The organism is Allobosea sp. Root670, assembly GCF_001429415.1.
Lineage (GTDB): Bacteria > Pseudomonadota > Alphaproteobacteria > Rhizobiales > Beijerinckiaceae > Allobosea > Allobosea robiniae.
Genome location: NZ_LMJU01000007.1, coordinates 22,972 through 36,087, shown reverse-complemented (window position 1 = coordinate 36,087; position 13,116 = coordinate 22,972). Strand labels below are relative to the sequence as shown.

The window sequence follows — 13,116 nt, the reverse complement described above, 5'->3', positions numbered from 1 at the left end:
CCTCCCTCACAGCGCCTGCTTCTTGTCCTGATGGACGGCGAGAGAGCCGATCGAGTTGCCGCCATCGACCGTGAGCGTCGCGCCGGTGACATAGGCTGAGGCATCGCTGGCGAGATAGAGCAGCGCGTTCCCGACATCCGCCCGCGAGGAGGCCCGGCCGAGGGGGATCTGCGCGACGGTGTTCTGGATATGCGCGTCGGTCAGCGCGCTGACCGTGCTGCCGGCGGTAAAACCCGGCTCCAGCGCGTTGGAGCGGATGCCGTATTCGGCGAGTTCGACGCCGAAGCCCTTGGTCAAACGGTCAAGCGCGGTCTTGGACATCGAGTAGACACAGGCCGTGCGCCGCATCTTGCGCGAGGCTCCCGACGAGATGTTGATGATCGAGCCCTTCACGCCCTTGCGCACCATCTGCGTCGCAAGCTCGCGGGTCAGGATGAACGGCGCCCGCAGGTTGATCCCGAGGATGCGGTCGAACTCGGCGGTCGGCGTGTCCAGCAGGAAGGCGCTCGGATAGATGCCGGCATTGTTGACGAGGATATCGGCGGCGCCCCAGCGCTTCCCGATCTCGTTGGTGAGCGCGACGATCGAGGCCTCGTCGGTCAGGTCGGCCGGCATGACGAAGCTCTCGCCGGAAAGGCCGAGCGACTTGGCCATCGCTTCCAGGTCCCCGGCTCGCGCATCGGTCAGGCAGAGCGTGGCGCCGGCCGCGTGCAGCACCTCGGCGATCCAGCGGCCGATCACCCCGCAGGCGCCGGTGACGACGGCGCGCTTCCCCTTGATGTCGTCGAACATGGCTTTTCCTTCAGCGATGGCGGGGATCGAGGCGGTCGCGCACGGCGTCGCCGGTGAGATTGACGGCGAGCACCAGCACGAACAGGCAGGCACCGGGGAGCGTGGCGACCCACCAGGCGGTCGCGACATAGTTCCGGCCGGTCGAGAGCATCGCGCCCCAGCTCGCGGTCGGCGGCTGGACGCCGAGCCCGAGGAAGGAGAGGCCCGCTTCGAACAGGATCATCAGCCCGAATTCGAGTGTCGCGACGACGCTGACGGCACCGACGATATTGGGCAGGACATGGCGGAAGAGCACGCGCGGTGCGCCGGCCCCCATCAGGGCCGAGAGCCGGACATAGGGCATGTTCGCGACGGAGAGCGTCTGGCTGTAGGCGATGCGGGCGTAGCGCGGCCAGCGGGTCAGCGCGAGCACCATGATGACGTTGACGATGCCGGGGCCGAGCACCGCGACCGTGATGATCGCGAGCAGGATCGCCGGGATCGACAGGAAGACGTCGACGACGCGCATCACCGCGATCTCGACCCAGCCGCGCCGGTAGCCGGCGATCATGCCGAGCGTCGTCCCGACCACGCCGGAGAGCACGACCGAGGCGAAGGCGACGATCAGCGAGATGCGCGCGCCATGGATAACGCGGCTGAGCAGGTCGCGACCAAGTTCGTCGCTGCCGAGCCAGTAATGGAAGCTGCGCGAGACCGTGCCGGGCGGTTTCAACCGCCCGAGCAGGTTCTGCTGGTTCGGGTCATAGGGCGCGAGCCACGGCGCAAGCAGAGCGACCAGAACCACGAGTGCGATGATGCCGACCGGCCACCAGCGCCACAGGCCGGGGCGCCTGCGGCGCGGTACGGAGGTTGCGGCTGCGAGGCTCACCGTGCTCCCTCCAGCACGATGCGCGGATCGACCAGGCTGTAGAGTAGGTCCGAGAGCAGGTTGAGCAGCACGGTGACGAAGGCGCCGAGCAGCACGACGCCCTGCACGATCATGAAGTCGCGCGCCAGGATCGCCTGCACGGTGACCTGTCCGAGGCCGGGCCAGGCGAAGACCGTCTCGACGATGACGGCGCCGGCCAGCAGGTTCGAGATTTCGAGTGCGGCGACGGTGATGACCGGGATCGAGGCATTGCGGGCGAGATGGCGGATCAGCAGGCGCCCGCTGCGGACGCCGCGCGAGCGGGCGGTGCGGACATAGTCCTTCGAGAGCTCGTCGAGCAGGGCCGAGCGGGTGATGCGCGCAAAGGTCGCCATGCTCAGGAGCCCGAGCGCGAAGGACGGCATGACGAGATTCCAGAGATCGCCGGTGGAGGAGGGCGGCAGCCAGCCGAGCAGCACCGAGAACACCAGGATCATCAGGATGCCGCTCCAGAAGGTCGGCATGCTCTGGGCGGCGAGGACGAAGCCGGCGGCGGCCTTCGCTGCAGGTGAGTTGCGGAAGATCGCGAGCAGGATGCCGATCGGCACGCCGATGCCGCAGGCGACGATGAGCGCGCCCGCCGCCAGCATCAGCGTATAGGGCAGGCGCGAGGCGATGATCGTCGTCACCGGCACGCGCTGCACCACGGATTGCCCGAGGTCGAAACGGACGAGCTCGCCGAGGAAATCGAGATACTGCACGACGAGCGGCCGGTCGAAGCCGAGCTGGTGGCGCAAGGCCGCGATATCGGCCTGCGTCGCCGTCTCCGGCACGAGCAGGTAGGTCGGGTCTCCCGTCAGGCGCTGGACGAAGAAGATCAGCGTCACCACCCCGAGGATGGTGACGAGCGCCTGGCCCAGCCGGCGGAGCAGAAAACCCGGCACCTCGGCTCAGTCCTTCCAGCTCATCCGGTTGATGAACATGCTTTCGTTGGGCGTCGGCTGAAAGGCGAGGTTCTTCGCCGCGCCATAGATCACCACGGCTTGGTAGAGCGGCACGACCGGGACATCGGTGGCGACGATCTCATGGACCTGCTTGTAGGCGGCGAGCCGCTTGTTGGTGTCGAGCGTCGCGCGGGCCTCTTCCAGCAGCGCGTCCATCTTCGGGTTGCGATAGGCCGACCAGCCGCTGCTCTTGTGCAGCAGCGGGAAGAGCACGCCGTCGGCATCCTGGCAGGCGCAGGACCAGCGGCCGAAGCTGAGCATCGAGGTCGCCTCCGGTCCGGCCTGGGCGCGCTTCAGATAGGTCGCCATGTCGGACATCGCGATCTTCACGTTGAAGCCGGCATCGACCAGCATCTGCTGGATTGCCTGGACGATGCGCTGGTCGAAGACCGGCGCGGTGGCGAGGTCGATCTCGGCCTTCGCGGCGGGGCCTGCTTCCGCGATCAGCGCCTTGGCCTTGGCGAGGTCGTGTTCCGGTGCCTTGATGCCGTCGACCCAGCCGAAGATCGCCGGGGTCAGCAGTTCCGGCACCGGCTTGTCATGGCCGCCCAGCAGGCCGTCGATCATCGCCTGCTTGTCGAGCGCATAGGCTGCCGCCAGCCTGAGCTTGGGATTGTCGAAGGGCGGCTTGGTCGTGTTGAGCCGGACATAGGCGACGCGCTCGGTCAGGCCGATCAGGGCCTGGGCCTTGGCGGAGGATTTGAGCTGGGCGGCCTGATCGGCATCGAGCGTGACGACGAGGTCGCTCGCACCGGCCTGCAGGTTGGCAAGCCGCGTCGCCGCGTCCGGCACAGCCCGGAAGGTCACGGTCGGGAACGGCGCCTTGGTGCCCCAATAGGTGTCGTTGCGCGCAAGCTGGACGTTCACGCCGCGTTGCCAGGACTCGAACTTGTAGGGGCCGCTGCCGACCGGCTTCAGGTTGAAGGCATCCTTGCCGACGGCCTCGACCACGGCCTTGGGCACGATCGAGAGCTTGACGAGCTGCGCCAGCAGCGCCGGATAGGGGCCGGCGGTGACGAGCTTCACCTTGGTCGGCGATAGCGCGACCGCATCGGTGATCTTGTCGAACTGGCCGAGCTGGGGGCTGGCGAATTTCGGATCGGTGATGCGCTTGACACTGAAGACGACATCGTCGGCGGTCAGCTTCGAGCCGTCATGGAAGACGATGTCGCCGCGCAGGTCGAACTCGATCTCGGTGTCCGAGAGCTGCTTCCAGGCGGTCGCAACTTGCGGGATGATTTCGCCCTTGTCGTCGCGGGTGACGAGATTGTCGAAGATGTTGCGGTAGACATAGTAGCTGTCCGGGTTCCACTGCACCTGCGGGTCGAGCGAGGACGGCTCGTTGACGAGGTCGACGACGAAACGGTCCTTGGCAGCCAGCGCCGGCCCGGCCGCGAGGCCGAGCGCGGTGGCGACGAGGAAGGCGGCTGCGGCTTTCGAAACACGGCTCATCGCGATTTCTCCTCGGACAGGGTGGGGGACGGCTTGCGGTCGTTGCTGCTCCGGCGCGGCAGGCGGCTGCGCACGGAAACGGGGTGATCCTGCGGGAGCAGGCGTGCGGTGGCGAGAAAGCCGTGCGCGACCGCATCGGTGAAGCGCTTCTGCTCCTCCTGAAGTGCGAGCAGCGCGGCCTCCCGGTCGCCGCGCAGGAGAGCGTCGAGCAGCGGGCGCTGATCGATCGCCGGCGGCGTCGCGCCAGCGAGTTCGAGGGAGCGGATCAGCCGCTCGGTGTGATCCCAGAGATCGCGCAGCCAGCTTTCGATGAAGCCGCCGGCCCGCTGTGCGAGCAGGTCGAGCACCTGCCGGCACAATTGCTGCGCCATGGTGCGGGCTGAAGGATCGTCTCGCCCCAGAACGGCATCGATCGCGCCTCTCAGGCTGCCGAGCAGGGCAATGCTGCGTTCGTCGAGCGATTTTTCGACCAGCGCCGGCTCGATCCGCAGCCTTGCCTCGACGATGGCGCTTGCAAGCGCCCCGTCGACCGCAGCGACGCACCAGCCCTGCCGCGCATGCCTGGCGACGAAGCCGGCCCCGGCAAGTTCCGTCAGTGCGACGCGAACAGCCGCGCGTCCGAGCCCGAAGCGCTGCGCGAGGTCGCCTTCATGGGCATAGGTGCCGGGAATGAGCTCGCAGCGCACGAGCGCCTGCCGCAGGCGCCGGCTTGCGAAGGTGATGTCGCTTTCCGCCGCAGGCGGCTTCGGAAGCGAGAAGGGCGATTGATCGAGCATGAGCCATGCTGGCTCAGTTTCTGAGATCTGACAATCATTTTGTGAGATGTCAGAAACGCATGATCAGGCACGCTTGAGCCCCGCCGTGCATGGCGGGGCTATGGCCTCGACTCAATTTGAATGAGCAGCCGGCAGCTTGCGCCGCCATAAGCCTATTGTTCGGCTGGGACGGTGTTCGCCGTCGGCGCGGCCTGCGCCAGGAAGAAGAACGCCAGCGCGGCGCACCAGACGATCAGGCCGAAGACGGTCGCGCCCGCCAGCACCAGCCCGAATCCGCCTTGCGCGTGCAGGACGGCCAGCATCGGCACCACGAAGCCGCTCACCGTGAAGCCGAGGAAATAGCGCACGCTGAACGCCTTGGCGCGGTGCTGCGCCGGCACGTAGCGGGCGACCATCGCGTCGTTGACGACGACCTGCCCGTAGATCGCGGCCATGGTCATGACGAGGCCGATCAGCAGCGGCACGCCGGATGTCGTCGCCGCGAGTGCGAGGCCGAGCGGCTGGAACAGCGCGAGCCCGACGAACAGGGCCGGAAGGGTGTAGCGGTCGACCAGCCGCCCCATCAGCCATTGCGTGGCGGCGCCGAAGACGAAGACCAGCGTCGCCAGCGAGCCGATCAGCGCCAGCGGCAGGTCGAGGCCGAGTCGTTCGTCGATGACCTTCGGCAGCGCGATCGTGGTGATGTTGAAGGTCATGCCGCCGGCTATCACCGCGACAGCGAAGATGGCGAGAAGAACCTTCGGCCGATTGACCGGGATCAGCTCGGCCTTGCCGGAGCGGTTGGCGGACGGGTTTCCGTCGCCGGGCACGAGCGCGATGAACGCCGCGCCGAGGACGAGGCAGACCAGCCCCGGCAGGACGAAGGCGAAGCGCCAGCCGAAATTCGCGGCGATGAGCGCGGTGACGCCGGCGGCCGAAGCCGCGCCGAGATTGCCCCAGACGGCGTTGACGCCGAGATCCCGGCCGAGCTGGCGGGCATGGCTGACCAGCATCGTCGAACCGACCGGGTGATAGATCGCCGAGGCCACGCCCAGCACGAGCAGCCAGCCGGCGAAGGCGGCGGGGCGGTCGGCACTCGCGACGCCGAGGCAGGACAAACCATAGCCGATGAAGAACACGGCGAGCATGTTGCGCCGGCCGAACCGATCCGAGAGCCAGCCCATCGGCAGCGAGCACAGGCCGAAGGCGACGAAGGCGCCGGTGGCGAGGCCGATCAGCTCGGCATAGCTGAGATTGGTCTGCGCCGCGATGGCGATCACCGCCGTCGGGTAGATCAGCAGCACGAAATGATCGAGCGCATGAGCGGCATTGACGAAGAGAAGGGTGCGCTTCGACAGCGTTTCGGGGGTCATGGCGGTCTCTCGATAATAACGCGTCAATTTAGCTTGACCCGTTAAGCCTGTCGGGCCGTTATTCGGGAGGATCGGGCCAAACAGGAGATGTGATGCGCAATGAGAGCGAGGCCTATCAGACGGTGCCGCGCGCCGTTGCCGTCATGCCGAAGAGCTATTCAGCCGGCGCCAGCACGGGCTGGCACAGCCATCCGCGCGCACAACTGCTCTATGCCACCGCCGGCCTGACGCTGGTCCGGGCCGAGGACGGCACCTGGGTTCTGCCGGCCCGGCATGCGCTCTGGATTCCGCCTGGTCTCTCGCATGAGGTCAGGATGCATGGCGCGGTCTCGATGTGCTCGGCCTATATCGCGCCAGACGCGGTCGGTGTCCTGCCGACGGGATGCCGCGTGCTGGAGGTCTCCAGCCTGCTCGCTTCGGCGCTGGAGGCGCTTGCGGTCGAGCCGCTGCTCTATGACGAAGCCGGGCGCGGCGGGCATCTCGCCGCGCTGATTCTCGACGAGATCGCGCGGGCGCCAGAGACGGCGCTGACGCTGCCCTTGCCGCGGGATGTGCGTCTGCGGCGCATCTGCGATGCCTTGCTGAAGGACCCCGGTTCTGGCCTCGACATCGATGGCTGGGCGCAGCGCGCGGGAGCGAGCCGGCGGACATTGACGCGCGGCTTCCGGGCGGAGACCGGCCTGAGCTTCGGTGACTGGCGCTCGCGCCTGCGCGTGCTCCGGGCCATGACGATGGCGAGCGATGGCGCGCCGCCCCACCAGATTGCCAGGGCGGTCGGTTATGCCGACCAGCGTGCGCTGCGGACAGCGGCCAGGCGTGTCCTCGGTCGGGCCGATCTGTCCTGATGAAGGCCGGTCAGCGCGATTGCAAGGTCGGGTCGAGCCGGTCCCGTATCCAGTCGCCGACGATCGAGATCGACATCGTCGTCAGGAAGATCGCCATGCCCGGCAGCACCGCGATCCACCACGCGCTGGTGAGATAGGCGCGTCCGGCGCCGAGCATCTGGCCGAGGCTGGTCAGGGGCGGACGGATGCCGAGGCCGAGGAATGAGAGCGAGGTCTCCAGCAGGATCACCTGCGGGAAGTTCAGCGTGAACTGGACGATCAGCACGCTCAGGATATTCGGCAGGACATGCCGGAGATAGACATGGCGGGCCGGCGCGCCGAGCGCCGTCACGGCCGTCGCATAGCCCTGCGTATTGGCGGCGATGACGACGCCGCGCGTCAGCCGCGCGAACACCTCCCAGCCATAGAAACCCATGATCGCGACGAAGAGGAAGAAGCCGCCGCCGAACAGCGCGATCAGCGCCAGCGCGATCATCATGAAGGGCAGCGATGCCTGCACGTCCGCCAGCATCATGATGGCCTCCTCGACCAGCCCGCGGAAATGGGCGGCGATGAAGCCGAGCATGGTGCCGATGAAGGCGCCGATCAGCGTGCCGCCGAGCGCGACGAGCACGCTGAAGCGGATCGCGTAGATCAGGCGGCTCAGGACGTCGCGCCCGAGTTCGTCGGTACCAAGCAGGTGTTCGGGCAGCCCGCCGAGGAAGCTCGGCGGCTTCAGGCGCTTCAGCAGCGATTGCGTGCGGTAGTCGTAAGGAGCCAGCCAGTCGGCGAAGAGGAAGATCACGAGGATCAGCCCGAGCAGGGCAAGCGCGATGATGACGAGTGTCGGATAGCGTGCTTCGGCACGGACCGGCGCATCGTCCTTCCGGCGGAACAGGGTCGTGAGCGCCATCTCAGCTCTCCGACCGGGCAGCGCGCATGCGCGGATCGATCAGCGCATAGATCGCGTCGACGGCGAGATTGGCGAGCACCATCGTGATCGAGGTCATGATCAGGATCGCCTGCACCAGCGCGAAATCGCGGGATGTCACGGCATTGACCAGCAACCGGCCGACGCCGGGCACCGCGAAGACGGTCTCGACGATGATCGAGCCGGCGACGAGATCGCCTAGCTTGAGGCCGATGATCGTGATGATCGGGATCGCGGCGTTGGGCAGGGCGTGCCAGAGCACCCGGCGCGGCCGCGGGACGCCCTTGGCCCGGGCGGCGACGACATGTTGCTTGCTGAGAACCTCGAGCATCGCCGAGCGCGTGAAACGGGCGAAGGTGCCGGCGAAATGCGTGCCGAGCGTCACAGCGGGCAGGATCAGGTGCCAGATCGTCTGGTCGCCCGAACTCGGCAGCAGGCGCCAGTGCAGCGAGAACAGCAGGATCAGCAGGATGCCCAAGAAGAAGTTCGGCAGGCTGAAGCCGAGCACGGCGAAGCTCATGACGAAGCGGTCGATCGGCCGGTTGCGGTTGAGCGCCGCGACGATGCCGAGCCCGACGCCGAGCAGGAGGCCGAGCACAAAGGCGGTCAGCCCCAGCCTGAGCGTGCGCGGAAGGGCCGCGGCGATGAGCTCGATCGCGGGCTGCTGATCCGAGAGCGACAAGCCGAAATCGCCCTGCGCAATCCCTGCGACATAGGAAACGTATTGCTGCCAGAGCGGCCGGTCGAGGCCGAATTTCTCGCGGTAATGCGCGATCACTTCGGCGGGGGCCTGATCGCCGACCAGCGCCTCGATCGGATCGCCCGAGAGATTGAGCGCGACGAAGGTCAGCGTCACGATCAGCCAGACTGTCAGGAGGCCGCGCGCGAGCTTGGTCAGCAGGGTTCGGCTCGACATCACGAGGCCTTGCGGCTTTGCAGGCCGATCAGCAGGTCGGGATCGTTGAGCAGCACGGCCTGCGGCGCGTGCGCGAGGATGCGCAAGAGAGCGTCGCGGTCGACATCGCCGACGATGCGACCGGTGCTGTTGCCGCCGGCGGTGACCCAGACCGGCTGGTGTCCCAGCAATCGCGCCGCGACCGGGCCGCCGAGAGAGCCTTCCCAGATGCGGAAAGCGCTCGCGCCTGCAGCGGCGTAGTGATCCGGATTGGACTTGTCGGGCAGGAAGGCGAGCACGCGGATGCCCGGTACTTTGAGGGTGGCATGCGCGACCTGAAGCACCTCGCGCGCGCCGACCCAGACCCGATCGAGCACGCCAAGTTCCCGGATCACCGCGAGCACCGCATCGATGATCGCGAGGTCTTTCGTCTTGATGTCGATCAGCGCCTGGCGATGCCGGCAGATCGCGGCGAGCGCCTCGGCGAGCGTCGCAAGCTGGACGCCGCCGGAGCGGGCGATGGCCTTGAGGTTTTCATGCGAAGTTTCCGCGATCGCAGCATCGCTGCCGGCGATGCGGGCGAGATCGGGATCGTGCGAGGCGATGACGACGCCGTCGGCGCTGAGCCGCGCATCGGTCTCGACGAGATCGGCGCCCGCAGCGATCGCTGCGCGATAGGCCTCCAGCGTGTTCTCGGGATAGCGGGCGGAATGGCCGCGATGGGCAATGACGAGCGGCCGGGTCATGACGCAACTCCCAGTTCACCAGCAAAATGGCAGCGGACGCTGCGGCCCTCGCCGAGCGGGCGCAGAGCCGGCATCTCGGCCGAGCAGCGCGGGCGGGCGTAGGGGCAGCGCGTGTGGAAATGGCAGCCCGACGGCGGATTGGCCGGTGAAGGCGGATCGCCCGCGAGCCTAACGGGCCGGACAGCGTGCGCGGTTGAAAGATCGGGAATCGCGGCGAGCAGCGCCATCGTGTAGGGATGCATCGGGGCGCGGTAGACCGAGTCGGTCAGGCCTTCCTCGACGATCTGGCCGAGATACATCACCGCGATGCGGTGCGAGAGCTTCTTCACCACGCGCAGGTCGTGCGAGATGAAGAGATAGGCGATGTCGAAGCGCTCCTGCAGCTCCTGCAGCAGCTCGGTCACCGTTGCCTGGACGGAGACGTCGAGCGCCGAGACCGGCTCGTCGCAGACGATCAGGCTCGGCTTCATCGCCAGCGCCCGCGCGATCACGACGCGCTGTGCCTGCCCGCCGCTGATCTGGTGCGGGAAGCGATCGGCCATCTCCGGCGCCAGCGCCACCGCCTGCATCAGGCGCAGGACTTCGGAGTCGCGCCCGCTGCGCTCGCCGATCTCGTGCAGGTCGAGCGGCTCACGGATCTGCCGGCCGATGCTCAATCGCGGATCGAGCGCCGATTGCGGGTTCTGGAAGATCATCTGGATGTCGCGGCGCTGCCGCTGCCAGTCCGTCGGTGTCAGGCTTGTGAGGTCGCGGCCCTTGAACAGGATCTCGCCGCCACTCGGCCGTTCGAGCCCGACGATCATCCGCCCGGTCGTCGATTTGCCGCAGCCGGATTCCCCGACGAGCCCGAGCGTCTCGCCGATCCGCAAGGTCAGCGACACGTCCTCGACGGCGCGGATCGTCCGCTGCGTCCGCAGGAAGGAGCGCCCGCCGCCGAAATGCCGCCGCAGGCCTGAGACGCGCAGCAGGGGCTCGGTCGCGGCGCTCATGACGCGACCCGTTCGCGATAGATCGGCGCGGCAACATCGAGACGCGGCATCGCGGCGAGGAGTTCGCGCGTATAGGGCGCTTCGGGAGCGTTCAGCACGCGTGCGGCCGGGCCGGCCTCGACCACGCGGCCATGGCGCATCACCACGACATCGTTGGCCATTTCGGCGACGACGCCGAGATCATGGGTGACGAACAGGATCGCCATGCCGAACTCGACCTTGAGCTGGTTGAGCAGGTCGAGGATCTGCGCCTGGATCGTCACGTCGAGCGCGGTCGTCGGCTCGTCCGCGATCAGCAGCTTCGGCTCGCAGGCCAGCGCCATCGCGATCATCACGCGCTGCGCCATGCCGCCGGAGAACTGGTGGACATAGGACGCGAGACGCTGCTCCGGCTCGGGAATGCCGACGAGACGCAGCAATTCCAGCGCCCGCGCCTGCCGCTGCGGCTCGGAGAGCGCGGTGTGCAGGCGCAAGGTCTCGCGCAATTGCGTGCCAACCGTATGGAGCGGGTTCAGCGAACCGAGCGGGTCCTGGAACACCATGCCGATGCCGCGGCCGCGGATGGTCTCCAGCTCGGCCTCGCTGGCGGCGGCGAGGTCGCGCCCTTCGAACAGGATGCGTCCCGCGGTCCGGCGCCCGTTCGCGGGCAGGAGGCCGAGCACCGCCTGGCAGGAGACGCTCTTGCCGCTGCCGCTCTCGCCAACGACGCAGGTCGTCGTGCCCGGCCGTACGGCGAAGGAGACGCTGTGCAGGATGTCGGCATAGCCCGCGGCGGTGCGGAAGCCGACGGTCAGGCCCTCGACGGAGAGCAGCGCAGCGCTGCCCCCGTCAGTTCCTGCCCTGCGGTCGTGCTCCGTCACTTCGCGCCCAGCGAGAAGTTCGAGGGGCGGAAGTCCATGTAGTACTGGCTGTAGGGCGTCCACTCGATGCCCTTCTTCACGCCATAGCCGGTGACGGGGTTGTAGAGCATCGTCATCGGCATATCGTCCTCGAAGGCCGTGAGCAGCCTGGCGAAGGTCGCCCGGCGCTTGGCCTCGTCGGTCTCGGCGGTCAGCTCCCTGGCGGCGTCGTTGAAGGCCGGGCTCGCACCGTAGAGCTTCCAGGTCTTCTGGTTCTCGCTGTCGGGACCCCAGAGGGTGAGGATCGCGCCGGACGGATCGGGCACGCGATAGGTGTTCGACCAGGCGAAGACCTGGGCACCCGGCTTGCGCACCTCCTTGAAGCTGTCGACGAAATCGATGCGGGCGTTGATGCCGACCGCACGCCACATCTCCTGGATCACCTGCGCCGCCTCGACATTGTAGAGGTAGTAGTTCGGGATCAGGCGGTAGGAAATCTCCTGGCCTTTGTAGGAGCTTTCCGCGAGCAGCTTCTTGGCGAGCGCCGGATCATAGGCGTAGCCCTTGTTCTCCTTGACATACATCGGCCCGAAGCTCGGGAGCTGGTGGCCGTTCGGCGTATAGGTCTGGCCCTTCCAGAGCGCGTCGATCAGCGCCTTCCTGTCGATCGACAGGCTCATGGCATGGCGCAGCTTCTTGTCGGAGAGCACGGGGTCGTTGGTGTTGAACTGGAGGACGTGGCTGTTCTCCAGCGGCTCGGTCTTCACCGAGACGTCCTTGTAGCCCTTGAGTCCGTCCCACTGGTCTGGCGGCAGTTCGACGGCGATGTCGAAATCGCCGGCGACAAGACCGGCGACGCGCGCCGCGACCTCGGGGACCGAGCGGAAGGTGATGGTCTTGGCGGCGGGCTTGCCGCCGAAATAGCGGTCGAAGGCCGCGAGCGTCACCTTGTCGTTCTTCTGGTAGTCGACGAAGCTGTAGGGACCGGTGCCGACCGGCTTCCAGCGCAGCGCCTTGGCGGCCTGGTCCATCCAGACCTTGGAGTCGACGCCCTCCTTGCGGAAGGCGTTCCACGGCTCGTCGCAGATCGCGAAGGACATGTAGCTCGACAGGCGATGCTCCATGATCGGGTCGTGCTGCGCCACTGTGATCCGTACGGTGAAGTCGTCGAGCTTCTCGACTTGGGTGAAGTTGCCGAAATAGACGCGGCCTTCCGGATAATAGGCCTTCGGCCCCCAGAGGCGATCCGGCGAGAAGGTCGCCAGCACGTCATTGGCGTCGAACGGGCTGCCGTCATGGCAGACGACGCCGCGGCGCAGCTTCAGGTCGAAGGTGGTCGGCGTCGTCCAGGACCAGCTTTCGGCGAGGCCGGGCACGAGATTGGCGCCGCCATCGGCCTTCGGCTTGGCGAAGTCGCGCCGGATCAGCGTGTCGAAGATCGAATAGTAGATCCGGGTATCGACATTGCCGGTGTGCTCGCCGGGGTCGAGCGAGCGGGCGAGCTCGTTCACCGCCACCGTCAGGGCGGGGCGCTCCTGCGCGACGGCGCCGGAGCAGGCGGCGATAGCCAAGCCGGCGCCGAGCACGACTCCGAGCGGCGCTTTGCGTGTGGTCGATCTGGTCATTGTATCCTCCCATCGGACAGGAATCGTTTGCGTGTTCCGTCGTT

The 13,116-nt window shown here is 67.4% G+C and carries 13 protein-coding genes; 1 reads left to right on the top strand and 12 read right to left on the bottom strand.

Features of this window, described 5'->3' with window-relative positions; genetic code table 11:
* Positions 1 to 6: 6 nt before the first annotated feature.
* The 6 genes from ASE61_RS09065 to ASE61_RS09040 all read right to left on the bottom strand — a co-directional run bounded on the left by ASE61_RS09065 (position 7) and on the right by ASE61_RS09040 (position 6,223).
* Positions 7 to 792, bottom strand: a complete 786-nt coding sequence (locus ASE61_RS09065; protein ID WP_061966578.1) for an SDR family NAD(P)-dependent oxidoreductase — start codon at positions 790 to 792, stop codon at positions 7 to 9.
* A gap of 10 nt (positions 793 to 802) precedes the next feature.
* Positions 803 to 1,660 carry a nickel transporter permease gene (gene nikC, locus ASE61_RS09060; protein ID WP_061966577.1) on the bottom strand — a complete coding sequence of 286 codons (858 nt, stop codon included), beginning with the start codon at positions 1,658 to 1,660 and terminating at the stop codon, positions 803 to 805.
* The gene (locus ASE61_RS09055; protein ID WP_061966576.1) at positions 1,657 to 2,583 is read right to left on the bottom strand and encodes an ABC transporter permease; all 927 of its coding nucleotides are present in this window, start codon (positions 2,581 to 2,583) and stop codon (positions 1,657 to 1,659) included. Before ASE61_RS09055 ends, nikC begins: the two co-directional genes overlap by 4 nt.
* A gap of 6 nt (positions 2,584 to 2,589) precedes the next feature.
* Complete coding sequence (locus tag ASE61_RS09050; protein ID WP_061966575.1) at positions 2,590 to 4,095, bottom strand: ABC transporter substrate-binding protein; 1,506 nt, start codon at positions 4,093 to 4,095, stop codon at positions 2,590 to 2,592.
* On the bottom strand, positions 4,092 to 4,871 hold the full coding sequence (locus ASE61_RS09045) for a GntR family transcriptional regulator (RefSeq protein ID WP_061966574.1): 780 nt from the start codon (positions 4,869 to 4,871) through the stop codon (positions 4,092 to 4,094). The genes ASE61_RS09050 and ASE61_RS09045 overlap by 4 nt, the downstream gene beginning before the upstream one ends.
* Positions 4,872 to 5,023: 152 nt before the next feature.
* Positions 5,024 to 6,223 (bottom strand): MFS transporter, encoded by a 1,200-nt coding sequence (locus ASE61_RS09040; protein ID WP_061966573.1) that lies wholly within the window; start codon positions 6,221 to 6,223, stop codon positions 5,024 to 5,026.
* A gap of 92 nt (positions 6,224 to 6,315) precedes the next feature.
* On the opposite strand from ASE61_RS09040, the gene ASE61_RS09035 reads away from it, so the two are divergent.
* Positions 6,316 to 7,068, top strand: coding sequence for an AraC family transcriptional regulator (locus ASE61_RS09035; protein ID WP_061966572.1), 753 nt, complete (start codon positions 6,316 to 6,318; stop codon positions 7,066 to 7,068).
* A 10-nt stretch (positions 7,069 to 7,078) separates the two neighbouring features.
* Here ASE61_RS09035 and ASE61_RS09030 read toward each other — a convergent pair whose 3' ends face one another.
* From ASE61_RS09030 to ASE61_RS09005, 6 genes are read right to left on the bottom strand one after another with little or no spacing between them, the layout of a single operon-like run.
* A complete protein-coding gene (locus ASE61_RS09030; protein WP_061966571.1) occupies positions 7,079 to 7,960 on the bottom strand; it encodes an ABC transporter permease in 882 nt (293 codons plus the stop codon).
* 1 nt (position 7,961) lies between these two features.
* The gene (locus ASE61_RS09025) at positions 7,962 to 8,894 is read right to left on the bottom strand and encodes an ABC transporter permease (RefSeq protein WP_061966570.1); all 933 of its coding nucleotides are present in this window, start codon (positions 8,892 to 8,894) and stop codon (positions 7,962 to 7,964) included.
* Entirely contained in the window at positions 8,894 to 9,619 is a 726-nt protein-coding gene (locus ASE61_RS09020) for a glycerophosphodiester phosphodiesterase (protein ID WP_061966569.1), read from the bottom strand. The genes ASE61_RS09025 and ASE61_RS09020 overlap by 1 nt, the downstream gene beginning before the upstream one ends.
* The gene (locus tag ASE61_RS09015) at positions 9,616 to 10,608 is read right to left on the bottom strand and encodes an ABC transporter ATP-binding protein (RefSeq protein WP_061966568.1); all 993 of its coding nucleotides are present in this window, start codon (positions 10,606 to 10,608) and stop codon (positions 9,616 to 9,618) included. The genes ASE61_RS09020 and ASE61_RS09015 overlap by 4 nt, the downstream gene beginning before the upstream one ends.
* Complete coding sequence (locus ASE61_RS26365; RefSeq protein ID WP_061966567.1) at positions 10,605 to 11,468, bottom strand: ATP-binding cassette domain-containing protein; 864 nt, start codon at positions 11,466 to 11,468, stop codon at positions 10,605 to 10,607. The genes ASE61_RS09015 and ASE61_RS26365 overlap by 4 nt, the downstream gene beginning before the upstream one ends.
* Positions 11,465 to 13,072 carry an ABC transporter substrate-binding protein gene (locus tag ASE61_RS09005; protein ID WP_061966566.1) on the bottom strand — a complete coding sequence of 536 codons (1,608 nt, stop codon included), beginning with the start codon at positions 13,070 to 13,072 and terminating at the stop codon, positions 11,465 to 11,467. Before ASE61_RS09005 ends, ASE61_RS26365 begins: the two co-directional genes overlap by 4 nt.
* Between the last annotated feature and the right edge of the window lie 44 nt (positions 13,073 to 13,116).